The organism is Pseudomonas sp. KH_017 (assembly GCF_057840285.1).
Genome location: NZ_CM174509.1, coordinates 913,144 through 934,814, shown reverse-complemented (window position 1 = coordinate 934,814; position 21,671 = coordinate 913,144). Strand labels below are relative to the sequence as shown.

At 59.6% G+C, this 21,671-nt stretch carries 25 protein-coding genes; 11 read left to right on the top strand and 14 right to left on the bottom strand.

Translation table 11 applies throughout. From position 1 onward, the window contains the following. Positions 1-219: 219 nt before the first annotated feature. The 3 genes from cysN to AC3IT6_RS04155 form a co-directional block, all read right to left on the bottom strand. Positions 220-2,118 (bottom strand): sulfate adenylyltransferase subunit CysN, encoded by a 1,899-nt coding sequence (gene cysN, locus AC3IT6_RS04165; protein WP_489354375.1) that lies wholly within the window; start codon positions 2,116-2,118, stop codon positions 220-222. 9 nt (positions 2,119-2,127) lie between these two features. Next, positions 2,128-3,045, bottom strand: a complete 918-nt coding sequence (gene cysD, locus AC3IT6_RS04160) for a sulfate adenylyltransferase subunit CysD (protein WP_008046199.1) — start codon at positions 3,043-3,045, stop codon at positions 2,128-2,130. Positions 3,046-3,298: 253 nt separating this feature from the next. Further along, positions 3,299-4,057 carry a Nif3-like dinuclear metal center hexameric protein gene (locus AC3IT6_RS04155; protein ID WP_489354374.1) on the bottom strand — a complete coding sequence of 253 codons (759 nt, stop codon included), beginning with the start codon at positions 4,055-4,057 and terminating at the stop codon, positions 3,299-3,301. Between the two features lie 103 nt (positions 4,058-4,160). Here AC3IT6_RS04155 and algW point away from each other — a divergent pair, with 103 nt between their 5' ends. Continuing rightward, on the top strand, positions 4,161-5,321 hold the full coding sequence (gene algW / locus AC3IT6_RS04150; protein WP_150754384.1) for a Do family serine endopeptidase AlgW: 1,161 nt from the start codon (positions 4,161-4,163) through the stop codon (positions 5,319-5,321). A gap of 56 nt (positions 5,322-5,377) precedes the next feature. On the opposite strand, the gene hisC is transcribed toward algW, so the two are convergent. From hisC to AC3IT6_RS04100, 10 genes are all read right to left on the bottom strand, one after another. Then, positions 5,378-6,430, bottom strand: a complete 1,053-nt coding sequence (hisC, locus tag AC3IT6_RS04145; protein ID WP_489354373.1) for a histidinol-phosphate transaminase — start codon at positions 6,428-6,430, stop codon at positions 5,378-5,380. Between the two features lie 2 nt (positions 6,431-6,432). Further along, positions 6,433-7,758 (bottom strand): histidinol dehydrogenase, encoded by a 1,326-nt coding sequence (gene hisD / locus AC3IT6_RS04140; RefSeq protein WP_489354372.1) that lies wholly within the window; start codon positions 7,756-7,758, stop codon positions 6,433-6,435. 126 nt (positions 7,759-7,884) lie between these two features. Next, positions 7,885-8,520 (bottom strand): ATP phosphoribosyltransferase, encoded by a 636-nt coding sequence (gene hisG, locus AC3IT6_RS04135; protein WP_008018703.1) that lies wholly within the window; start codon positions 8,518-8,520, stop codon positions 7,885-7,887. Positions 8,521-8,645: 125 nt separating this feature from the next. After that, entirely contained in the window at positions 8,646-9,911 is a 1,266-nt protein-coding gene (murA, locus tag AC3IT6_RS04130; RefSeq protein ID WP_489354371.1) for a UDP-N-acetylglucosamine 1-carboxyvinyltransferase, read from the bottom strand. A 22-nt stretch (positions 9,912-9,933) separates the two neighbouring features. Then, entirely contained in the window at positions 9,934-10,173 is a 240-nt protein-coding gene (locus AC3IT6_RS04125; RefSeq protein WP_020796650.1) for a BolA family protein, read from the bottom strand. A gap of 114 nt (positions 10,174-10,287) precedes the next feature. After that, a complete protein-coding gene (locus tag AC3IT6_RS04120; protein ID WP_223448089.1) occupies positions 10,288-10,593 on the bottom strand; it encodes an STAS domain-containing protein in 306 nt (101 codons plus the stop codon). Beyond that, positions 10,590-11,243, bottom strand: coding sequence for an MlaC/ttg2D family ABC transporter substrate-binding protein (locus AC3IT6_RS04115; RefSeq protein WP_489354370.1), 654 nt, complete (start codon positions 11,241-11,243; stop codon positions 10,590-10,592). Before AC3IT6_RS04115 ends, AC3IT6_RS04120 begins: the two co-directional genes overlap by 4 nt. 11 nt (positions 11,244-11,254) lie before the next feature. Beyond that, positions 11,255-11,722 carry an outer membrane lipid asymmetry maintenance protein MlaD gene (mlaD, locus tag AC3IT6_RS04110; protein WP_150727425.1) on the bottom strand — a complete coding sequence of 156 codons (468 nt, stop codon included), beginning with the start codon at positions 11,720-11,722 and terminating at the stop codon, positions 11,255-11,257. Then, positions 11,722-12,519 carry a lipid asymmetry maintenance ABC transporter permease subunit MlaE gene (gene mlaE / locus AC3IT6_RS04105; protein WP_150727426.1) on the bottom strand — a complete coding sequence of 266 codons (798 nt, stop codon included), beginning with the start codon at positions 12,517-12,519 and terminating at the stop codon, positions 11,722-11,724. The genes mlaD and mlaE overlap by 1 nt, the downstream gene beginning before the upstream one ends. Next, positions 12,519-13,328, bottom strand: a complete 810-nt coding sequence (locus AC3IT6_RS04100) for an ATP-binding cassette domain-containing protein (RefSeq protein ID WP_007986707.1) — start codon at positions 13,326-13,328, stop codon at positions 12,519-12,521. The genes mlaE and AC3IT6_RS04100 overlap by 1 nt, the downstream gene beginning before the upstream one ends. Before the next feature lie 275 nt (positions 13,329-13,603). Here AC3IT6_RS04100 and AC3IT6_RS04095 point away from each other — a divergent pair, with 275 nt between their 5' ends. The 10 genes from AC3IT6_RS04095 (at position 13,604) to AC3IT6_RS04050 (ending at position 20,716) form a co-directional block, all read left to right on the top strand. Further along, positions 13,604-14,578 (top strand): KpsF/GutQ family sugar-phosphate isomerase, encoded by a 975-nt coding sequence (locus AC3IT6_RS04095; protein ID WP_007986704.1) that lies wholly within the window; start codon positions 13,604-13,606, stop codon positions 14,576-14,578. Next, entirely contained in the window at positions 14,578-15,102 is a 525-nt protein-coding gene (locus AC3IT6_RS04090; protein WP_008018712.1) for a KdsC family phosphatase, read from the top strand. Before AC3IT6_RS04095 ends, AC3IT6_RS04090 begins: the two co-directional genes overlap by 1 nt. 7 nt (positions 15,103-15,109) lie before the next feature. After that, positions 15,110-15,682 (top strand): LPS export ABC transporter periplasmic protein LptC, encoded by a 573-nt coding sequence (gene lptC, locus AC3IT6_RS04085; RefSeq protein ID WP_150727429.1) that lies wholly within the window; start codon positions 15,110-15,112, stop codon positions 15,680-15,682. Next, positions 15,669-16,217, top strand: a complete 549-nt coding sequence (gene lptA / locus AC3IT6_RS04080; RefSeq protein WP_150727430.1) for a lipopolysaccharide transport periplasmic protein LptA — start codon at positions 15,669-15,671, stop codon at positions 16,215-16,217. The genes lptC and lptA overlap by 14 nt, the downstream gene beginning before the upstream one ends. Further along, a complete protein-coding gene (gene lptB, locus AC3IT6_RS04075) occupies positions 16,217-16,942 on the top strand; it encodes an LPS export ABC transporter ATP-binding protein (protein ID WP_008054366.1) in 726 nt (241 codons plus the stop codon). Before lptA ends, lptB begins: the two co-directional genes overlap by 1 nt. Before the next feature lie 272 nt (positions 16,943-17,214). Beyond that, entirely contained in the window at positions 17,215-18,708 is a 1,494-nt protein-coding gene (locus AC3IT6_RS04070) for an RNA polymerase factor sigma-54 (protein WP_489354369.1), read from the top strand. A gap of 74 nt (positions 18,709-18,782) precedes the next feature. Further along, positions 18,783-19,091 (top strand): ribosome hibernation-promoting factor, HPF/YfiA family, encoded by a 309-nt coding sequence (gene hpf, locus AC3IT6_RS04065; protein ID WP_007941242.1) that lies wholly within the window; start codon positions 18,783-18,785, stop codon positions 19,089-19,091. 12 nt (positions 19,092-19,103) lie between these two features. Beyond that, on the top strand, positions 19,104-19,568 hold the full coding sequence (gene ptsN / locus AC3IT6_RS04060; protein WP_458370681.1) for a PTS IIA-like nitrogen regulatory protein PtsN: 465 nt from the start codon (positions 19,104-19,106) through the stop codon (positions 19,566-19,568). A gap of 2 nt (positions 19,569-19,570) precedes the next feature. After that, positions 19,571-20,428 carry an RNase adapter RapZ gene (gene rapZ, locus AC3IT6_RS04055; protein WP_150727432.1) on the top strand — a complete coding sequence of 286 codons (858 nt, stop codon included), beginning with the start codon at positions 19,571-19,573 and terminating at the stop codon, positions 20,426-20,428. A gap of 15 nt (positions 20,429-20,443) precedes the next feature. Next, positions 20,444-20,716 carry an HPr family phosphocarrier protein gene (locus tag AC3IT6_RS04050; protein ID WP_046040042.1) on the top strand — a complete coding sequence of 91 codons (273 nt, stop codon included), beginning with the start codon at positions 20,444-20,446 and terminating at the stop codon, positions 20,714-20,716. A 45-nt stretch (positions 20,717-20,761) separates the two neighbouring features. On the opposite strand, the gene AC3IT6_RS04045 is transcribed toward AC3IT6_RS04050, so the two are convergent. Further along, positions 20,762-21,655 (bottom strand): ZIP family metal transporter, encoded by an 894-nt coding sequence (locus AC3IT6_RS04045; protein ID WP_489354368.1) that lies wholly within the window; start codon positions 21,653-21,655, stop codon positions 20,762-20,764. Positions 21,656-21,671: the final 16 nt, after the last annotated feature.

Below are 21,671 nucleotides of genomic sequence, written 5' to 3'. Positions count from 1 at the left end.
TTACACGACTTGCATTGGACTTATCCAGCCCCAGCAAGTGATGTGGCTGCAAGGGCCTCTTCGCCGGCAAGCCAGCGCCTACAAAGATCGCGTCGCTCACAAAATTTGTGAACATCTTCAAAACTGTGGGAGCTGGCTTGCCAGCGAAGGCGTTTTCAAGAACACAAAAAAACCCGCCGATGATCACTCATCGACGGGTTTCTTTTTACCGGCTTACGCTTAGATCGCCCCACGCTCACGCAGCAGACCCAGCACTTGCTTGACGCCTTCTTCCAGCGACACGGACTGGGTGTCGATCACCAGGTCGGCATCCAGCGGCACGTCGTACGGGAAGGACTCGCCCGGGATGTTATCCCCGGCCGCTGCGTACAAACCTTGCGGATCACGCTCGGCGCAAACCGTCGGCGAAGCCTGGACGTAGACTGTCAGCAGACGCTCCTTGCCGATCAGTTCCCGGGCCTGCTCACGACCTTCAGCACTCGGGGCAACGAACGCAGCGAGGGTCAGCAGACCGGCTTCGTTGAACTGACGCGCAACGTGCGCGGCACGACGCCAGTTTTCGGTACGCCCGGCACGATCCTGTGGCAGACCTTTGTTCAGGTCGTGACGCAGGTTCTGGCCATCGAGTACGAACACCGCACGGCCAAGGTCGAACAACTTGCGTTCAACCGCATACGCCAGGGTGCTTTTGCCCGCCCCCGACAAGCCACTGAACAACACGGTGGCCGGTTGCTGGCCGAAGCGCTGTGCGCGTTCTTCGGTGGCGACGTGGGCCAGCTTGCCGTGGTGCGTGCTGGTGCCATGGGCCAACGGCTGGGCGACGATCATGCCCGCGCCAACGGTGCCGTTGGTCAAGCGGTCGATGATGATGAAGGCGCCGGTGGTGCGGTTGCTGTCGTAACCGTCGAGGGCAATCGGCGCGTCGAGCGCGATCTTGACCTTGCCGATTTCGTTGAGTTGCAACGCGCTGGCCGGACCTTCTTCCAGAGTGTTGACGTCGACCTTGTTGACGATGCTGGCGATGGAGCCCGGCACGTAACTGGTGGCGCGTTTGATGTCGTATTTCTTGCCCGGCAGCATCGGCTCTTCAGCCATCCACACCAGCATGGCTTCGAAGCTGTCAGTCACCGGCGGCACGTTGTCGGCGTGAACCAACAGGTCGCCACGGGAGATATCGATTTCGTCTTCCATGGTCAGCGTCACCGCCTGACCAGGACCGGCGTGCTCCAGTTCACCTTCGAAGGTGACGATGGATTTCACGCGGCTGCTCTTGCCCGACGGCAGCACCACGACTTCGTCGCCTTTCTTGACGATGCCGCTGGCCAGCGTACCGGCGAAGCCACGGAAGTTCAGGTTCGGACGGTTGACGTACTGCACCGGGAAACGCAGGTCGGTGAAGTTGCGATCGCCCGCCACTTCCACGGTCTCGAGGATTTCCATCAGCGACTGGCCGGTGTACCACGGCGAACGCTCGGACTTGTTCACCACGTTGTCGCCCTTCAAAGCCGACATCGGCACGAAGTGCATCGTGGTGGGCTTCATCTTCAAGCCTTCGGCGAACTGCAGGTAATCGGCCTTGATCGACTCGAACACGCCCTGGTCGAAGTCCTTGAGGTCCATCTTGTTGATGGCCACGACGATGTGCTTGATGCCCAGCAGCGAGGCGATGAAGCTGTGGCGACGGGTCTGGGTCTGCACGCCGTAACGGGCGTCGACCAGGATGATCGCCAGGTCGCAGGTGGAGGCACCGGTGGCCATGTTGCGGGTGTACTGCTCATGGCCGGGGGTGTCGGCGATGATGAATTTGCGCTTGGCGGTGGAGAAATAGCGGTACGCGACATCAATGGTGATGCCTTGCTCACGCTCGGCCTGCAGGCCGTCGACCAGCAGCGCCAGGTCGATGTCTTCGCCGGTGGTGCCGACTTTTTTCGAGTCGCGGGTAATGGCTTCCAGGTGATCTTCGTAGATCATCTTGGAGTCGTGCAGCAGGCGCCCGATCAGGGTGCTCTTGCCGTCGTCGACGTTACCGCAGGTCAAAAAGCGCAGCAGCTCTTTACGTTCGTGCTGGCCCAGGTAGGCGAGGATGTCCTCGCTGATCAAATCAGATTGATGCGACATGACAGCCCCTTAGAAATAACCTTGACGTTTTTTGTCTTCCATGGAGCCTGCGCCATCGTGGTCGATGACACGGCCCTGGCGCTCGGAAGTTCGCGTCAGGAGCATTTCCTGAATGATGTCCGTGAGGCTTTCGGCCTCGGACTCCACCGCGCCCGTCAACGGGTAGCAACCAAGGGTACGGAAACGCACTTTCTTTTTGACGATGCGCGCTTTGTCTTCATCGCTCAGGTGCTCGAGGATGCGCTCGTCGTCGATCATGATCAGCGTGCCGTTCTTCTCGATGACTTCACGCTCGGCGGCGAAGTACAGCGGAACGATCGGGATGCCTTCAAGGTAGATGTACTGCCAGATGTCCAGCTCGGTCCAGTTCGACAACGGGAATACACGAATGGATTCGCCCTTGTTGACCTTGCCGTTGTAGACGTTCCACAACTCGGGACGCTGGTTTTTCGGATCCCAGCGGTGCTTGCTGTCGCGGAACGAGTACACACGCTCTTTAGCGCGGGATTTCTCTTCATCGCGACGGGCGCCGCCGAATGCTGCGTCGAAACCATACTTGTCGAGTGCCTGCTTCAGGCCCTCGGTCTTCATGATGTCGGTGTGCTTGGCGCTGCCGTGGGTGAACGGGTTGATGTCCTGCGCCACGCCGTCCGGGTTGACGTGGGTGATCAGGTCGAGGCCCAGCTCGGCGACCATCTTGTCGCGGAAGCTGTACATCTCCTTGAATTTCCAGCGAGTGTCGACGTGCATCACCGGAAACGGCAGCTTGCCCGGGAAGAACGCCTTGCGTGCCAGATGCAGCATCACGGCGGAGTCTTTACCGATGGAATACAGCATCACCGGGTTGTCGAACTCGGCGGCCACCTCGCGGATGATGTGGATGCTTTCCGCCTCCAGCTGTTTCAGATGCGTCAGTTTGTCGACCATGGCTACTCACGAAAGCTTTCTTATGAACGGCCAGCGGGCCGTGTTCGAGCGGGGATCCTAGCACAGCGACCTCTTCTAATCAGGACGCCAACTAGATCGAAAGAGCATATGAATATGCCTGCCCGTTTGGGCATCGCAGACCCTTTGTGGGAGCGGGCTTGCTCGCGAAGGCAATGTGTCATTAAACGTGATGCTGACTGATCCACCGCATTCGCGAGCAAGCCCGCTCCCACATTTTGATCGATGGTGTACCTCAAATCGGATTCGGGCAATCGATGAAGATGTGCTCCAGCGCAAAACGCCGCGCCAGATAATCCCCCAGCGCCTGAACGCCGTAGCGCTCGGTGGCATGGTGACCGGCGGCAATGAAGCTGATGTCGTTTTCCCTGGCGCTGTGGAAGGTTTGCTCGGAAGCCTCGCCGCTGAGGTACAGATCGACGCCTGCCAGAATGGCCTGATCGATGTAACCCTGGCCACCACCGGTGCACCAGCCGATACGGCGGACCATGGCGCTGCCTTCGATCAACAGCGGCTCACGCCCCATCACTTCCTGGACACGGCGGGCAAAATCCCGGGGCATCATCGGCTCATTCAGCGAGCCGACCAGGCCGACAATCTTCAGGTTGTCCGGGTCCAGCGGACCTTCGACGGTGATGTCGAGTTGCCGCGCGAGCTGCACGTTATTGCCGACGTCCGGGTGCAGGTCCAGCGGCAGGTGATAGGACAACAGGCTGATATCGTGCTTGAGCAGGGTCTTCAAGCGGCGCTGCTTCATGCCGGTGATGCACGGGTTCTCGCCTTTCCAGAAGTAGCCGTGATGCACCAGCACCAGGTCGGCGTTGGCCTCCACGGCCGCGTCGAGCAAGGCCTGGCTGGCGGTGACGCCACTGACAATGCGCATCACTTGCGGACGGCCTTCGACTTGCAAGCCGTTGGGGCAGTAATCGGCGATTTTGGCGCTGTTGAGGTAACGGTCGGCTTCTTCGACCAGGGTGCTCAGGGCGACGGCCATGAAAGACTCCTAAATATCCCGTTCAGAGGCGCGTGCGGCCTCGTATAATGCGCGTCATTATGAGCGGTCTCATACCGCCTGCAACTCTCTCAGGAACTGCTTAATGCTCAAGGCGCTGCGTTTTTCCGGCTGGCCGCTGTTGGCCGGCGTGCTTGTCGCTCTTTTGATAATCCAGCGTTACCCGCAGTGGGTCGGGCTCCCGAGCCTCGACGTCAATCTGCAACAAGCGCCGCAAACCACCAGCATGCAGCAGGGCCCGGTGTCTTATGCCGAAGCGGTATCCACCGCGGCGCCGTCGGTGGTGAACCTGTACACCACCAAAGTCATCAACAAACCCAACCATCCGTTGTTCGAAGATCCGCAGTTCCGGCGTTTCTTCGGCGATAACTCGCCCAAGCAGAAACGCATGGAGTCGAGCCTCGGCTCCGGCGTGATCATGAGCCCGGAAGGCTACATCCTGACCAACAACCACGTGACCAGCGGCGCCGACCAGATCGTGGTGGCGCTCAAGGACGGCCGGGAAACCCTGGCGCGGGTGATCGGCAGCGACCCGGAGACTGACCTCGCGGTGCTGAAAATCGACCTGAAAAACCTGCCATCGATCACCGTGGGGCGCTCCGACAACATCCGCATCGGCGACGTCGCGCTGGCCATCGGCAACCCGTTCGGCGTCGGCCAGACCGTGACCATGGGCATCATCAGCGCCACCGGGCGCAATCAACTGGGCCTGAACAACTACGAAGACTTCATCCAGACCGATGCGGCGATCAACCCGGGCAACTCAGGCGGTGCGCTGGTGGATGCCATCGGTAACCTGACCGGCATCAACACGGCGATCTTTTCCAAGTCCGGGGGCTCCCAGGGCATTGGTTTCGCGATCCCGGTGAAGCTGGCGATGGAAGTGATGAAGTCGATCATCGAGCACGGCCAGGTGATTCGTGGCTGGCTGGGTATCGAAGTGCAGCCGCTGACCCAGGAGCTGGCCGAGTCGTTCGGCTTGTCCGGGCGCCCTGGCATTGTCGTGGCGGGGATTTTCCGCGACGGTCCGGCACAGAAGGCCGGCCTGCAACTGGGTGATGTGATTCTTGCCATCGATGGCGAACCGGCCGGTGATGGCCGTCGCTCGATGAATCAGGTGGCGCGGATCAAGCCGACCGACAAGGTCGCGATCCAGGTGATGCGCAACGGCAAGGAGCTCAAGCTGACCGCGGAAGTCGGCCTGCGTCCGCCGCCGGCTCCGGTCAAGGACACAGAAGAAAAGTAAGCAGACAACCCAAAAACCTGTGGGAGCGAGCTTGCTCCCACAGGGTCGTGCCTGGTTTACAAGTCGCCGAGGCCGTCGATCAGCGCCTGATTCTGCTCTGGCGTGCCGATGGAGATCCGCAGGAACTGGGCAATCCGCTCCTGCTTGAAGTGCCGGACGATTACGCCTTGCTCGCGCAGCTTCGCCGCAAGCCCCGCTGCATCGTACCGGGGATGACGGGCGAAAATGAAGTTCGCCGCCGATGGCAGCACTTCAAAACCCTTCTCCTCTAGCTGTGCAACGACCTTATCGCGATTCTCGATCACCAACCGGCAGGTCTTGTCGAAATACTCGCGATCCTCGAATGCGGCGGCAGCGCCGACATTCGCCATGCGATCCAGCGGATAGGAGTTGAAGCTGTTCTTGATCCGCTCCAGCGCCTCGATCAGGTCCGGATGGCCAACCGCCAAACCAACCCGTAGGCCCGCCAGGGAACGGGACTTGGACAGGGTCTGGGTCACCAGCAGGTTTGGATAACGATCGACCAGGGAGATTGCCGTCTCGCCGCCGAAATCGATGTAGGCCTCGTCGACCACCACCACGGAATCCGGGCTGGCCTTGAGAATCTGCTCCACCGCTTCCAGCGCCAACAGGCAACCGGTCGGCGCATTCGGGTTAGGGAAGATGATCCCGCCGTTCGGTTTGGCGTAGTCCGCCGGGTTGATCTGGAACTGCTCGTCCAGCGGCACCGCGTCGAACTTGATGCCGTACAACCCGCAGTAGACCGGGTAGAAGCTGTAGCTGATGTCCGGGAACAGCAGCGGCTGATCGTGTTGCAACAAACCGTGGAAGATGTGCGCCAGCACTTCATCGGAACCGTTGCCGAGGAACACCTGATTGCCTTGCACGCCGTAGTACCTGGCAACGGCTTGCTTGAGCAGGTCGCTGTTCGGGTCCGGGTACAGACGCAGGTTGTCATTGAGTTCGGTTTGCATCGCCGCGAGGGCTTTTGGCGATGGGCCGTACGGGTTTTCGTTGGTGTTGAGCTTGACCAGTTTGGTCAGCTTGGGTTGTTCGCCCGGCACGTAAGGCACCAGATCCTTGACGAACGGGCTCCAGAATTTACTCATGTTCATTTCACCTGCTTGTCGTCAACGATGCGGTACTCGGCGCTGCGGGCATGGGCGGTCAGCGACTCGCCACGGGCCAGCACGGAAGCGGTTTTGCCCAACTCGGAAGCACCCTGTTCGGAACAGAAAATGATCGACGAGCGTTTCTGGAAGTCGTACACACCCAGTGGCGAGGAGAACCGGGCGGTGCCGGAAGTCGGCAACACGTGGTTGGGGCCTGCGCAATAGTCGCCCAGGGCTTCGGAGGTGTGACGCCCCATGAAGATCGCGCCGGCGTGGCGGATTTGCGGCAGCCAGGCTTGTGGATCGGCAACGGACAATTCGAGGTGCTCCGGCGCGATGCGGTTGGCCACTTCGATGGCTTGCTCCATGTCGCGAACCTTGATCAGTGCACCACGGCCATTGATCGAGGTTTCGATGATCGCGGCGCGCTCCATGGTCGGCATCAGCTTGGCGATGCTGGCGGCGACCTTGTCGAGGAACTCGGCGTCGGGGCTGACCAGAATCGCCTGGGCGTCTTCGTCGTGCTCGGCCTGGGAGAACAGGTCCATGGCGATCCAGTCCGGATCAGTCTGGCCGTCGCACACCACGAGGATCTCGGAGGGACCGGCGATCATGTCGATACCGACCTGGCCAAATACGTGGCGCTTGGCGGTGGCCACATAGATGTTGCCCGGGCCGACGACCTTGTCGACCTTCGGCACGCTTTCGGTGCCGTAAGCCAATGCTGCAACGGCTTGAGCACCACCGATGGTGAACACGCGGTCGACACCGGCGATGCAGGCAGCGGCCAGCACCAGCTCGTTGATTTCACCGCGCGGGGTCGGCACCACCATGACCACTTCGGTGACACCGGCAACCTTGGCCGGAATCGCGTTCATCAACACCGACGACGGGTAGGACGCCTTGCCGCCCGGTACGTACAGACCGGCGCGGTCCAGCGGCGTGACTTTCTGGCCCAGCACGGTGCCGTCGGCCTCGGTGTAGCTCCAGGAGTCCTGCTTCTGTTTTTCGTGGTAGCTGCGCACACGGGCGGCAGCGACTTCCAGGGCTTCGCGCTGAGGCACGGAGATGCGGGTGAGCGCCAGCTCCAGACGCTCGCGCGGCAGGATCAGGTCGGCCATGGACTTCACGTCCAGGCCGTCGAACTGCCGGGTAAAGTCCACCAGTGCCGCGTCGCCACGCTCACGCACGGCCTTGATGATGTCCAGCACCCGCTGATTGACCGCGTCGTCAGACACACTTTCCCAGCTCAGCAGATGATCCAGATGATGCGCGAAATCCGGGTCAGCAGCGTTGAGTCGGCGAATTGCAGTCGGTGCGGTCATAGCGAGAGCCTCATAGGAATGGCAAAAACTCAGGCGCCCTAACTTAGCAGTCGTTTCCGCTTGGGCACCTGAGAATTCTGGCTATGAGGCGGATAGACGGGCGCGACTTAACGTCGCGCGAGTGAATCAGCCGCGGTGTCGAGACTCCACTGCCTTGCGCAGGGTGTCGATCAACGCCTGGATACGGGCGTGCTGCATCTTCATCGAAGCTTTGTTGACGATCAGCCGGGAGCTGATGGCAGCAATGAAATCCTGTGGCTCCAGGCCGTTGGCCCGCAGCGTGTTACCGGTGTCGACCACGTCGATGATCTTGTCGGCAAGGCCGATCAGCGGTGCCAGCTCCATCGAGCCGTACAGCTTGATGATGTCGACCTGACGACCCTGCTCAGCGTAGTAACGCTTGGCAACGTTGACGAACTTGGTGGCGATGCGCAAGCGGCCCTTGGGCTCGACCGCACCGACCTTGCCGGCCGTCATCAACTTGCACTGGGCAATTTGCAGGTCCAGTGGTTCGTACAGGCCCTGGCCGCCATATTCCATCAGCACATCTTTACCGGCGACACCGAGGTCGGCGGCACCATGTTCGACATAGGTCGGCACATCGGTGGCACGCACGATCAGCAGGCGTACATCTTCCTGGGTCGTGGGAATGATCAGCTTGCGGCTCTTGTCCGGATTCTCGGTCGGCACGATGCCCGCTTCAGCCAGAAGCGGCAGGGTGTCGTCAAGGATGCGGCCCTTGGACAGTGCGATGGTCAACATGGGAAACGTCAGTCCTTATCAAGGTACTCATGCCCGGTCGCAAATGGCGCCGGACACACATCGAGCCGAAAACGGCTCGACTTCAACAAATCAACGGGCACGTCCTTATGCCCATGCAGCAGGTACTAGCCCGGAACGCGACGGATCTTGGCGCCCAGCATCTGCAGTTTTTCTTCGATGCACTCGTAGCCACGGTCTATGTGGTAGATGCGGTCGATCAGGGTGTCGCCTTCGGCGATCAGGGCCGAGATCACCAGGCTGGCCGAAGCACGCAGGTCGGTGGCCATGACTGGCGCGCCCTTGAGTTTTTCGGTGCCGGTAACGATGGCGGTGTTGCCTTCGACCTGGATCTTGGCGCCCATGCGGTGCAGCTCGTAGACGTGCATGAAGCGGTTTTCGAAGATCGTCTCGATCACAGCGCCGGTGCCTTCGGCAATGGCGTTGAGGGAGATGAACTGCGCCTGCATGTCAGTCGGGAACGCCGGGTACGGAGCGGTCCGCACGTTGACGGCTTTCGGACGCTTACCGTGCATGTTCAGCTCGATCCAGTCTTCGCCGCAGGTAATTTCGGCACCGGACTCACGGAGCTTTTCCAGAACGGCTTCGAGGATGGTCGGATCGGTGTCCTTGACCTTCACTCGGCCGCCGGTCACGGCAGCGGCAACCAGGTAGGTACCGGTTTCGATACGGTCCGGCATCACCTTGTAAGTGGTGGTGTGCAGACGCTCGACGCCATCGATGGTGATGGTGTCGGTGCCGGCGCCGGAAACCCTGGCGCCCATGGCGTTCAGGAAGTTCGCCAGGTCGACCACTTCAGGCTCGCGCGCGGCGTTAGCCAGGACGCTGCGGCCTTTGGCCAGCGCTGCGGCCATCATGATGTTTTCGGTACCGGTCACACTGACGGTGTCGAAGAAGAAGTGCGCACCGCGCAGGCCGCCTTCAGGCGCCTTGGCCTTGATGTAGCCGCCTTCGACGTCGATGACTGCGCCCATGGCTTCCAGGCCACGGATGTGCAGGTCAACCGGACGCGAACCGATGGCGCAACCGCCAGGCAAGGCGACTTCGGCTTCACCGAAACGGGCAACCATCGGGCCCAGTACCAGAATCGACGCACGCATGGTTTTAACCAGTTCGTACGGTGCGACCAGGGTCTTGATGGTGCGCGGGTCGATTTCGACGGAGAGTTTCTCGTCGATCACCGGCTCAATGCCCATGCGACCGAACAGTTCGATCATGGTGGTGATGTCGTGCAGGTGCGGCAGGTTGGCCACGGTCACCGGGCCATCGCACAGCAAGGTGGCAGCCAGGATCGGCAGGGCAGAGTTCTTTGCCCCGGAGATGCGGATTTCGCCATCAAGACGAGCACCGCCAGTAATAATCAATTTATCCATAAGAATCTCGACGCCCTTGGGCTCAGGTGCGCTCGGCCCAGGCCGCGCTGCTGAAAAATTTCATAGTGACCGCATGGATGCTGCCATCTGTGATCCACGGGTTCAAATGGGCATAGACCTGCTGCTGACGCTTCACCGGGCTCAACGCCGCCAGTTCATCGCTAATCACGTTCAGCTGGAAATTGCAGCCTTCGCCCTCGACTTCTACTTTCGTTCCGGGCAGCTTTCCTTCAAGAAAGCTCTTAACTTCGTTGGCCTGCATGCTCAACCTCAATCGGCGCCCTGTGCGCGCGGGTCGGACATCATACAAAAAAGCCCCGCGCCTGCGAACCCCGCCAAGCAGGACTCGGACGGGGGGCTTCTTTATAGATGCGTGTCAGGGGTGCGCCAACAGCTCGGTCATCTCGCTGACCTGAGCGATTTCACGCATGTCATCCGGCATCCCACGGATGCTCAGGGCCTTGCCGGCCGCCTGCGCATCGCGGATGAAGCACAGCAGCAACGACAAACCGACACTGCTGGACTTGGTCACCGCCGAGCAATCGACCACCAGCGCCGCGGCCTTGCAGGCCTTGATCAGCGCCTTGCCCTGCTCACGCAGGCCAGGACCGGTGCGGTAATCCAGCACGCCACTGAGTCGCAGCTCGCCCGCTTCGTCCATCTGGACTGCCGACTCACTCATTGGGCTGACTGCTCTGGTTTCTTGTCGGTGGCTTCCTTGGCCTTGGCGACTTCCCCGGCCCAACCATTGATGGTCTTGTCCAGGTCGTTGCCATTGCGCTGCATCGCATCGGCGAACTGATCGCGGAACAGCTTGCCGATGTTGATGCCGTTGATGATGACGTTACGCAGTTTCCACTCGCCGTTGATCTTTTCCAGCGTGTAGGACACTGGATAGATCGCGCCGCTGCTGCCCTTGACGGTCATGCCAACGCTGGTACGGTCGCCCGATTCGTCTTTGGCCGGATCAACGGTGATGCCCTGGTTGTTGTACTCCAGCAAGGCATTGCCATAGAACTGGAACAGACCCTTCTTGAAGTTTTCTTCGAAGGTCTTCATCTGCGCAGGCGTAGCTTTCTTCGAGTATTTGACCGTCATGATGCTCTTGGAAATACCCTCGGCATCCACAACCGGCCCGACGATGGTGTTCAGCGCCGCATAAAAGTCTTGCGGATCCTGCTTGTACTTTTCTTTATTGGCCGCCAGATCGGCCAGCATCCGATTAGTGGTGTCCTGTACCAGATCGTGCGCCGAAGGCGCCGCCACGGCGTTGGCTACCAGCGGCAGCGCCGCGAGCAGTACCAAAAGGCCACGTCGCAAGATAGAGATCATTTAACAGTTCCTCATTTAGCTTCTTTGCTAACGGTATTGAGCAGGAATTTACCGATCAGGTCTTCGAGCACCAACGATGACTGCGTGTCATGGATGGTTCCACCATCCTTGAGCAGGGTGTCTTCCCCGCCCACGCTGAGACCGATGTACTTCTCGCCCAACAGGCCAGCGGTCAGGATAGATGCAGTAGAGTCCGCCGGCAGATTATCGATGCGTTTTTCCAGCTGCATGGTCACCCGACCGGTGAAACTGTCGCGATCCAGATCGATGGCCGTGACCTTGCCAATGGTCACACCGGCCATGGTCACCTTTGCTCTGACCGTCAAACCGGCGATATTGTCGAAGTAGGCATAAAGTTTATACGTGTCGGTGCTCGGAGTCGGGGACAGGCCACTGACCCGCAACGCCAACAAGAGCAAAGCCAGGATGCCAGCCAGCAAGAAAAGGCCGACACCGATTTCCAGGGTGCGGTTTTGCATCAGAAATCTCCAAACATCAAGGCGGTCAGAATAAAGTCCAGGCCGAGTACTGCCAACGAGGCATACACAACGGTCTTGGTAGTGGCACGACTGATCCCCTCGGAAGTGGGTTCGCAGTCATAGCCTTGGAATACGGCGATCCAGGTCACGACAAAGGCAAAGACGATGCTTTTGATGATCCCGTTGAGCACATCGTCCGCGAAAGTCACGCTGTTCTGCATGTTCGACCAGTAGGAGCCTTCATAGACCCCCAGCCAGTCGACCGCCACCCACGAGCCGCCCCAGATACCCACCACGCTGAAGATCATCGCCAGCACCGGCAGGGAAATGAAACCGGCCCACAAGCGTGGCGCGATGATGTACTTGAGCGGGTCGACCCCGATCATTTCCAGGCTGGACAACTGCTCGGTGGACTTCATGTTGCCGATTTCGGCGGTCAACGCCGAACCTGCGCGCCCGGCGAACAGCAAGGCGGTCACCACCGGCCCCAGTTCACGCAGCAGCGTCAGCGCCACCATCTGCCCGACGGCCTGTTCTGAACCATAGCTGGAAAGAATGTTGAAGCCTTGCAGCGCCAGCACCATGCCGATGAATACCCCGGAGACCACGATGATCACCAGGGACATCACGCCCACCGAATGCAACTGCTTGACCAGCAGCCCGAAACCGCCACCGATTCCGCCCCGGCCAAGCAAGGAATGGAACAGGAACAGGCTCGAACGCCCGAACACCGCCAGCACATCGATGCCGGCCTGGCCGAAGCGGCGAACGCGTTCTACCAATGAAATTCTGCGCATCAGCGCTTCCCCAGAAGATCTGCGCGGTAATCCGTCGCTGGAAAGTGGTACGGAACCGGGCCGTCGGGTTCACCAGTCATGAACTGACGAATGCGCGGCTCATCCGAGTTCATCAACTCGTCCGGCGTGCCCTGCCCCAATACCTGACCATCGCCCACCACATAAATATAATCGGCAATGCTCGCGGTCTCGGCCAGGTCGTGGGATACCACGATGCTGGTGATGCCCAGCGCATCGTTGAGCAAACGAATCAGGCGCACCAGAACGCCCATTGCGATGGGGTCCTGGCCGACAAAGGGCTCGTCGTACATAAGGATCTGTGGATCGAGCGCGATCGCCCGGGCCAGCGCGACACGGCGCTTCATGCCGCCGGAAAGCTCGTCGGGCATCAGTTCGATGGCACCGCGCAAACCCACGGCCTGCAGCTTGAGCAGGACGATGTCGCGGATCATTTCGTCCGGCAGTTGCGTGTGAACCCGCAGCGGAAAAGCGACGTTCTCGAAGACATCGAGGTCGGTAAACAGTGCACCGCTCTGAAACAGTACGCCCATATGCTTGCGCGCATCGAACAGATCGCTGCGCGACAGTTTTGGCAGGTTCTGACCGTTGACCCAGACTTCGCCCTTGGTGGGCCGCAACTGGGCGCCCATCAGACGCAAGAGCGTGGTCTTGCCACACCCGGAAGGCCCCATGATGCCGGTGACCTTGCCGCGTGGGATACGGATATCGACATTATTGAAAATGCTGCGCGCACCGCGCTTGAAGGACAGTCCCTTCAGCTCGACCGCGTAGGCGTTATCGGCACTCATCTAAACTCCTTGCGATGCAGCCTCTCACTCGGACGCCTGACTTTCTCACGAAAGCACATACCTCCCGGGCAGGCCGAACTGGCGGCGAACTATATCACTGCAAAGGCTGCGCCCCCAAGGCCAAAGCCAGGACATGTTCAACTGTATGACAGGTTGAAAGCCCTGTTTAGAAGGTTTCCGGCAACAAGGATGACAATGCGCGACGAACTAGCGTGAGGGATTCGATCATAACCGCTATAATCGCCGCCTTTTCATCAGGCTATACGATTTCTGACATGAGCCAATCCAGCGACCTGATTCAATCAGCACAACGCACCATCCGCCTCGAAGTAGAAGCCGTGCAAGGCCTGCTACCCCATATCGACGCAGATTTCGTACGCGCTTGCGAGATGATTCTGGCCAGCAAAGGCCGCGTGGTCGTGGTCGGCATGGGCAAGTCGGGGCACATCGGCAACAAGATTGCCGCGACCCTGGCCAGCACCGGCACCACGGCATTTTTTGTGCACCCGGCTGAAGCCAGCCACGGTGACATGGGCATGATTACCCGCGACGACATCATTCTGGCGCTCTCGAACTCCGGCTCCACCAATGAAATCGTGACCCTGCTGCCACTGATCAAACGCCTGGGCATTCAGTTGATCAGTGTGACCGGCAATCCTGACTCCGCACTGGCCAAGGCCGCCGAGGTCAACCTGAATGTTCACGTCGAACACGAAGCCTGCCCGTTGAACCTGGCACCCACCTCGTCGACCACCGCCGCCCTGGTCATGGGCGACGCCCTGGCCGTCGCGCTGCTGGAAGCCCGTGGCTTTACCGCCGAAGACTTCGCCTTTTCCCATCCCGGCGGCGCTCTGGGCCGACGCCTGCTGCTGAAAGTGGAAAATGTCATGCACGCCGGGCAAGAGTTGCCGCAAGTACAGCGTGGCACCCTGCTCAAGGACGCGCTAATGGAAATGACCCGCAAAGGCCTGGGCATGACCGTGATCCTGGAAGCCGATGGAAAGCTGGCCGGGATCTTTACCGACGGTGACTTGCGCCGCACGCTGGACCGTAGCATCGACATCCATAGCGCTACAATCGACCAGGTCATGACTGCACATGGCAAGACTGCCCGCGCCGAGATGCTCGCCGCCGAAGCGCTGAAAATCATGGAAGACCATAAAATCAACGCGCTGGTCGTGGTCGACCGTGAAGACCGCCCGGTCGGTGCCTTGAACATGCACGACTTGCTGCGTGCAGGAGTAATGTAATGAGTGCGGACCTGTTGCAACGCGGCAAACAGATCAAACTGGCAGTGTTCGATGTCGATGGCGTGCTGACCGACGGGCGCCTGTACTTCCTCGAAGACGGCAGCGAATTCAAGACGTTCAACACACTCGACGGCCAGGGCATCAAGATGCTGATGGCCGCCGGCGTGCAGACGGCCATCATCAGTGGCCGCAAGACCCCGGTGGTCGAGCGACGGGCCAAAAACCTCGGCATCCCGCATCTGTATCAGGGGCGCGAAGACAAACTGGTGGTACTCGATGAGCTACTGGCCCAACTCAACCTGAGCTATGAACAGGTGGCCTACCTCGGCGATGACCTGCCGGACCTGCCGGTGATTCGCCGCGTCGGCCTGGGCATGGCGGTGGCCAATGCCGCCAGTTTCGTGCGTGAACACGCTCACGGCATCACCCTCGCCCGTGGCGGCGAAGGTGCCGCTCGCGAATTCTGCGAATTGATCCTGCGCGCCCAGGACCGCCTCGATGCGGCCAATGCGGCGTACCTGTGAGCCCACTATGCTGAGCAAAAAGTTTCGCAACACCCTGATGTTCAGTTGCATCGCGGCGATATTCGCCGCGGTTGGCTACTGGAACATCAGCCCGGAACGCTTCCTCGACAAGCCGGTAACGCCGGTCGATGAAAGCGCGATCGACTATTACGCCATCAACGCCCACAGCGTGCAGTACCTGCCGGACGGCAAGCTGCAATATGATCTGGTGTCCGACAAGGTCGAGCACCTGAAAGCGACCGAGGTGACATTGCTGACCAACCCCGACCTGAATGTGTTCCGCGGCACTGAATTCCCGTGGCACGTCCAGAGCCTGCGCGGCGAGGTCAACCCTGATGGCACACAGGTCGAACTGATCGATGACGTGCGCATCACGCGCTTTGACGAGAAAAACCGTAAAACCCTGATCACCAGCACCCGCATGACCGTGTTCCCGCAGCAGCAATATGCGCAGACCGAGCAAGACGTTAGAATCGACGGCGCTGGCGGTGTATCGACTGGCAAGGGAATGAAGGCGTATTTGAAAGAAAGCAGGATACACCTGCTATCGAACGTAAGAGGACAGTATGAGGCTCGTTAAAACCCTCCCGATTTTGCTCAGTCTGGGCGCAGCACTGGGAAGCGTGAGCGCCTGGGCTCTGCCGGAAGATCAACAGCAGCCTATCCGCATTCAGGCCGACGATGCCCAACTGGACGACAAGCAAGGTATTGCTACCTATAAGGGTGACGTGATCATCACTCAAGGCTCGATGAAGGTGACAGGCAACACCGTTACCATTACCCGCACCCCGGCTGGCGACATCGACGTAGTGACCTCGGTGGGCAACCTGGCGTACTTCGAGCAATTGCAAACAGCTGGCGATACCAAGCCTGTTCAGGGCTGGGGCGTGACGATCCAGTATCACGCCGCGCAAAATCGCGTCGTACTGATCGACAAGGCCAAAGTTGTCGACAAGGACAACAACGTCACCCAAGGCGAGAAAATTGTCTACGACACGGACAAGAAACTCGCCAGCGCCGGTCGCGCCACAGGCAGCAAGGTCACCGAGGCGCGCCCGCGTATCGACATGGTGATCCAGCCGAAGAAGAAAACCGACGAGAAAAAGGCCCAGTAATGGCAACTCTGAAAGCTCAGCATCTGGCCAAGAGCTACAAGAGCCGCCAGGTCGTGCGCGACGTCAGCCTGTCCATCGACAGCGGTCAGATTGTCGGCCTGCTTGGCCCGAACGGCGCCGGCAAGACCACCTGCTTCTACATGATTGTCGGCCTGGTACAGGCCGACCAGGGCCGCGTCCTGATCGATGACCTGGACGTCAGCCACCAGCCGATGCATGGCCGCGCAAAGGCCGGTATCGGCTACTTGCCGCAGGAAGCATCGATCTTTCGCAAACTGTCGGTGGCCGACAACATCATGGCCATCCTCGAGACCCGCAAGGAACTCGACAAGGCCGGTCGTCGCAAAGAGCTGGAAAGCCTGCTGCAGGAATTTCACATCAGCCACATCCGCGACAACCTCGGCATGAGCCTGTCCGGTGGTGAGCGCCGTCGCGTGGAGATCGCCCGCGCCCTGGCCACCAACCCGAAATTCATCCTCCTCGACGAACCCTTCGCCGGCGTGGACCCGATTTCGGTCGGAGACATCAAGCAGATCATTCACCACCTCAAGGCCAAAGGCATTGGCGTGCTGATCACGGACCACAACGTTCGTGAAACCCTGGATATCTGTGAAACCGCCTATATCGTCAATGACGGTCAACTGATCGCTGAAGGCGACGCTGAAACCATCCTGGCCAACGACCTGGTGAAGGAAGTGTACCTGGGCCACGAATTCCGCCTGTAAGACACCGAGGTGCCAGAGCAGTCGACGGGCGCTTGTCTCGATAAAAAATCAACTCTTTTTTATTGTTACAGCGCTCTAGGCAAACCCGACGCTTCAAAGATGTTCAGGAGCCAGCCGGAGCAACCTGTCAACAAAACTTTGCAGCTTTTATTGTTACAGCGCTCTAGGCAAACCCTTCAGTTTCAGGCATATAATTTGCTTATGTTTGGCGCCCCGGCGCCCTGTAGTGGATGGCGCATGTGCGCCGGCGAATAAGGTGTTAAGCCCCTGCCATGAAACCATCGCTAGTCTTGAGAATGGGCCAGCAGCTGACGATGACACCGCAGCTGCAACAGGCCATCCGCCTGCTCCAATTGTCGACCCTGGACCTGCAACAGGAAATCCAGGAGGCCCTGGAGTCCAACCCGATGCTCGAACGCCAGGAAGAAGGCGACGACTTCGACAATTCCGACCCCTTGGCCGACAACGCCGAACAAAAGCCCAACACTGACATCCAGGAACCCTCCTACCAGGAAAGCGCCCCGACGGTTGATAACCTCGATGAAGGTGACTGGAACGAGCGTATTCCCAACGAACTCCCCGTCGACACCGCGTGGGAGGACGTTTACCAGACCAGCGCCAGCAGCCTGCCCAGCAATGACGACGACGAGTGGGACTTCACCACCCGCACCTCGGCGGGCGAAAGCCTGCAGAGCCACTTGCTATGGCAACTGAACCTGGCCCCGATGTCCGACACCGATCGCCTGATTGCCGTGACCCTGATCGACTGCATCAACAATCAGGGCTACCTGGACGAAACCCTCGAGGAAATCCTCGAAGCCTTCGACCCGGAACTGGACATCGAACTGGACGAAATCGAAGCCGTCCTGCACCGCATCCAGCAGTTCGAGCCCGCCGGCATCGGCGCCCGCAACCTGGGTGAATGCCTGTTGCTGCAATTGCGTCAGTTGCCTGCCAAGACACCTTGGCTGACCGAGGCCAAGCGCCTGGTCACCGATTACATCGACCTGCTTGGCAGCCGCGACTACAGCCAGTTGATGCGCCGCATGAAGCTCAAGGAAGATGAACTGCGCCAGGTCATCGAACTGGTCCAGAGCCTCAACCCGCGCCCGGGCTCGCAGATCGAGTCCGCCGAAGCCGAGTACGTCGTTCCCGACGTTATCGTGCGCAAGGACAACGAGCGCTGGCTGGTGGAGCTCAATCAGGAGTCGGTGCCACGTCTGCGGGTCAACGCCCAGTACGCCGGTTTCGTGCGCCGCGCCGACACCAGCGCCGACAACACATTCATGCGCAATCAGTTGCAGGAGGCCCGCTGGTTCATCAAGAGCCTGCAAAGCCGCAATGAAACCCTGATGAAGGTTGCCACCCAGATCGTCGAGCATCAACGCGGCTTTCTGGAGTACGGCGACGAAGCCATGAAGCCGCTGGTCCTGCATGACATCGCCGAAGCGGTCGGCATGCATGAATCGACGATTTCACGGGTGACCACCCAGAAGTTCATGCACACCCCCCGGGGCATTTATGAACTGAAGTACTTTTTCTCCAGTCACGTAAGCACCTCCGAAGGCGGCGAATGCTCGTCCACGGCGATCCGGGCGATCATCAAAAAACTGGTTGCCGCGGAAAATCAGAAAAAGCCGTTGAGTGACAGCAAGATCGCTGGTTTACTGGAGGCACAAGGCATTCAGGTGGCTCGCCGCACCGTCGCCAAGTACCGCGAATCCCTCGGGATCGCGCCTTCGAGCGAACGCAAGCGGTTGATGTAGAGCCACGCCACAGCGTTCCAGTGGTAGATCATCTGATCTACCGCTTTATGCACTGGCAACGAAGGAGAAGCTGTATGCAAGTCAACATCAGTGGACACCAACTGGAAGTGACCGAACCTCTTCGCACCTACATCGGCGAAAAACTCGAACGATTGGAGCGACATTTCGACAAGATCACTAATGTGCAGGTCACGATGACCGTCGAAAAACTGAAGCAGAAAATCGAAGCCACGCTGCATATTCCCGGGAATGAAGTGGTCGCAAACGCGGAACATACCGATATGTACGCCGCGATCGACGCACTCACCGACAAGCTGGATAAACAACTCAAAAAGCATAAGGAAAAGACCCAGAGCCTCCTCCAGGGCGCAACCGGTCGTTAACACTCCCTACCCATGATCCGACTTGAAAGTATCCTGACCCCCGGCCGTTCCCTGGTGAACGTGCCGGGAGGCAGTAAAAAGAAAGCCCTCGAACAAATTGCCAATCTGATCGCCCGCGAAGTGCCGGCCCTGGAGATGCAAGATGTCTTCGAGGCACTGATTGCCCGTGAAAAACTCGGCTCCACCGGGTTTGGCAATGGCATCGCTATTCCACATTGCCGTCTCAAGGGCTGTGTTTCGCCCATCAGTGCATTGATGCACCTGGACGCCCCTATCGATTTCGACGCCATCGACGGCGCACCGGTTGACCTGCTGTTCGTACTGCTGGTGCCGGAAGCCGCCACCGATGCGCACCTTGAGCTGCTGCGACAGATCGCCAGCATGCTCGACCGCAAGGAAGTACGTGAAAAACTGCGTAATGCTGCAAGTAACGAAGCCCTGTATCAGGTTGTTCTGAACGAGCAAAACGGTCAGTAATCATGCGCTTGATCATCGTCAGTGGCCGTTCCGGCTCAGGTAAAAGTACCGCCCTCAACGTTCTTGAGGACAACGGCTACTACTGTATCGACAACCTGCCTGCCGGCCTGCTGCCGGAGCTGGCCGAACGCGCCTTGGTTCATACCGAGCTGTTACAGCCGCTGGTCGCCGTTTCCATTGACGCCCGCAACCTGCCCAGCCACCTGTCACGCTTCCCCGACCTGCTCGAGGAAGTCCGTGCCCGCCACATCCAGTGCGATGTGCTGTACCTGGACGCCGATGAAGAAACCCTGCTCAAGCGCTTCTCGGAAACCCGCCGACGTCACCCCCTGACCAACGCCAACCGCTCGCTGGCCGAAGCCATCAGCGTCGAGAGCGACCTGCTCGGGCCGATTGCCGACCTCGCCGATCTCAAGATCAACACCACCAGCCTGAACCTGTACCAGCTGCGCGACGCCATCAAACTGCGACTGCTGAATCAGCCCGAGCCGGGCACAGCGTTCCTGGTGGAGTCCTTCGGCTTCAAGCGTGGCATGCCGGTGGACGCCGACCTGGTGTTCGATGTGCGCTGCCTGCCCAACCCTTACTGGAAACCGGAATTGCGCGAGCAGTCCGGGCTCGATCAACCGGTTGCCGACTATCTGGCGGCACAACCGGATGTCGAAGAGATGTTCCAGGACATTTCCACATACCTGCTAAAGTGGCTGCCGCGTTTTGCCGCCAGCAACCGCGCCTATGTCACCATTGCCATTGGCTGCACTGGCGGACATCACCGTTCCGTCTACCTGACCGAGCGTCTGGGGCAGGCGCTGCAAAAATCACTGAAGAACGTCCAGGTTCGCCACCGCGACCTCAGCTAAAGGATTCACACCGCGATGCCTGCTCTGGAAATCGAAATCATCAACAAGCTGGGCCTGCATGCTCGCGCTTCTGCAAAATTCGTTGGGGTGGCGGGTCAGTTCCCGTGCCAGATCCGGGCCGGTCGTACACCAGAGTCCATGGTCGATGGCAAAAGCATCATGGCGATGATGATGCTGGCCGCCGGCAAAGGCACCACGATTCACTTGAGCACCGAAGGCGAGCAGGAACAGGAAGCGCTGAACGCGCTGGTGGCGTTGATCAACAACTTCTTCGACGAAGGCGAATAACACTCCGACGGGTGAGCTTTTGTGGCGAGGGCTCTTTGCCACAAATCAAGCCAGCGCCGTATCCATCACCATCATCAAACAAAACCCCATCAGCAGCCCAAGGCTGGCAAGCTTGTCATGACCATGGCGGCGCGACTCGGGAATGACTTCGTGGGTCACCACCAGCAACATCGCCCCCGCCGCCAGTGCCAATCCCAAAGGCAACAGCAACTCGGCCAGGCTCACCAGCCAGGCACACATCAGCGCGAACACCGGTTCTACCAACCCTGATGCAGCACCGATCAGGAACGCCTTGACCCTGGACATCCCTGCCCCGGCCAAGACCAAAGCGATGACCAACCCCTCCGGCACATCCTGCAAGGCAATGCCCATGGCGAGACTGTCGGCGTCAGGCATTCCGCCACCGGCAGAAACGCCGACCGCCATGCCTTCGGGTATGTTGTGGGCGATGATCGCAAACACAAACAACCAGATCCGCGGAGCAATGACCGGTCGCTCCAGCGTGCCGACCAGCATGTCCGGGCTGGCCCCGGAGACCTTCCGATCCACCAGGAACAACCCGAACGCGCCGAGCATAATGCCGAAGCTGATCAACCCACTGGAAGCCCAGGGTGACAATCCAAGCCCTTCGGCGGCAGAGATGCCCGGAACGATCAGCGAAAATGCCGTCGCCGCGAGCATCACGCCAGCGCCAAAGCCAAGCAAAGTGTCGCTGAGCATCTGCGGCATCCGCCGAATCACCAACACCGGCACCGCGCCCAGCGCGGTACCCAAGGCGCAGATCGCACCGCCCTGCAGTGCACGTAGCAACTTCGGCTCAAGATCAAGCCATGCCAGCCCATGGGCAACCAAAAGGCTCATTCCCGCCAGCAGTAACAGCGATCCAATCGCGTAACGAAACATCCGTCCACTTCCGATCGCCAGTGTTTCAGTGCCCATAGCCCTGCCTTGGATT

What these genes read in the sequence shown, in the direction of transcription:
- cysN (WP_489354375.1), bottom strand. Translation starts at nt 2,118, where the DNA reads ATGTCGCATCAATCTGATTTGATCAGCGAGGACATCCTCGCCTACCTG.
- cysD (WP_008046199.1), bottom strand. Translation starts at nt 3,045, where the DNA reads ATGGTCGACAAACTGACGCATCTGAAACAGCTGGAGGCGGAAAGCATC.
- AC3IT6_RS04155 (WP_489354374.1), bottom strand. Translation starts at nt 4,057, where the DNA reads ATGGCCGTCGCCCTGAGCACCCTGGTCGAAGAAGCCGACCGTTACCTC.
- algW (WP_150754384.1), top strand. Translation starts at nt 4,161, where the DNA reads ATGCTCAAGGCGCTGCGTTTTTCCGGCTGGCCGCTGTTGGCCGGCGTG.
- hisC (WP_489354373.1), bottom strand. Translation starts at nt 6,430, where the DNA reads ATGAGTAAATTCTGGAGCCCGTTCGTCAAGGATCTGGTGCCTTACGTG.
- hisD (WP_489354372.1), bottom strand. Translation starts at nt 7,758, where the DNA reads ATGACCGCACCGACTGCAATTCGCCGACTCAACGCTGCTGACCCGGAT.
- hisG (WP_008018703.1), bottom strand. Translation starts at nt 8,520, where the DNA reads ATGTTGACCATCGCACTGTCCAAGGGCCGCATCCTTGACGACACCCTG.
- murA (WP_489354371.1), bottom strand. Translation starts at nt 9,911, where the DNA reads ATGGATAAATTGATTATTACTGGCGGTGCTCGTCTTGATGGCGAAATC.
- AC3IT6_RS04125 (WP_020796650.1), bottom strand. Translation starts at nt 10,173, where the DNA reads ATGCAGGCCAACGAAGTTAAGAGCTTTCTTGAAGGAAAGCTGCCCGGA.
- AC3IT6_RS04120 (WP_223448089.1), bottom strand. Translation starts at nt 10,593, where the DNA reads ATGAGTGAGTCGGCAGTCCAGATGGACGAAGCGGGCGAGCTGCGACTC.
- AC3IT6_RS04115 (WP_489354370.1), bottom strand. Translation starts at nt 11,243, where the DNA reads ATGATCTCTATCTTGCGACGTGGCCTTTTGGTACTGCTCGCGGCGCTG.
- mlaD (WP_150727425.1), bottom strand. Translation starts at nt 11,722, where the DNA reads ATGCAAAACCGCACCCTGGAAATCGGTGTCGGCCTTTTCTTGCTGGCT.
- mlaE (WP_150727426.1), bottom strand. Translation starts at nt 12,519, where the DNA reads ATGCGCAGAATTTCATTGGTAGAACGCGTTCGCCGCTTCGGCCAGGCC.
- AC3IT6_RS04100 (WP_007986707.1), bottom strand. Translation starts at nt 13,328, where the DNA reads ATGAGTGCCGATAACGCCTACGCGGTCGAGCTGAAGGGACTGTCCTTC.
- AC3IT6_RS04095 (WP_007986704.1), top strand. Translation starts at nt 13,604, where the DNA reads ATGAGCCAATCCAGCGACCTGATTCAATCAGCACAACGCACCATCCGC.
- AC3IT6_RS04090 (WP_008018712.1), top strand. Translation starts at nt 14,578, where the DNA reads ATGAGTGCGGACCTGTTGCAACGCGGCAAACAGATCAAACTGGCAGTG.
- lptC (WP_150727429.1), top strand. Translation starts at nt 15,110, where the DNA reads ATGCTGAGCAAAAAGTTTCGCAACACCCTGATGTTCAGTTGCATCGCG.
- lptA (WP_150727430.1), top strand. Translation starts at nt 15,669, where the DNA reads ATGAGGCTCGTTAAAACCCTCCCGATTTTGCTCAGTCTGGGCGCAGCA.
- lptB (WP_008054366.1), top strand. Translation starts at nt 16,217, where the DNA reads ATGGCAACTCTGAAAGCTCAGCATCTGGCCAAGAGCTACAAGAGCCGC.
- AC3IT6_RS04070 (WP_489354369.1), top strand. Translation starts at nt 17,215, where the DNA reads ATGAAACCATCGCTAGTCTTGAGAATGGGCCAGCAGCTGACGATGACA.
- hpf (WP_007941242.1), top strand. Translation starts at nt 18,783, where the DNA reads ATGCAAGTCAACATCAGTGGACACCAACTGGAAGTGACCGAACCTCTT.
- ptsN (WP_458370681.1), top strand. Translation starts at nt 19,104, where the DNA reads ATGATCCGACTTGAAAGTATCCTGACCCCCGGCCGTTCCCTGGTGAAC.
- rapZ (WP_150727432.1), top strand. Translation starts at nt 19,571, where the DNA reads ATGCGCTTGATCATCGTCAGTGGCCGTTCCGGCTCAGGTAAAAGTACC.
- AC3IT6_RS04050 (WP_046040042.1), top strand. Translation starts at nt 20,444, where the DNA reads ATGCCTGCTCTGGAAATCGAAATCATCAACAAGCTGGGCCTGCATGCT.
- AC3IT6_RS04045 (WP_489354368.1), bottom strand. Translation starts at nt 21,655, where the DNA reads ATGGGCACTGAAACACTGGCGATCGGAAGTGGACGGATGTTTCGTTAC.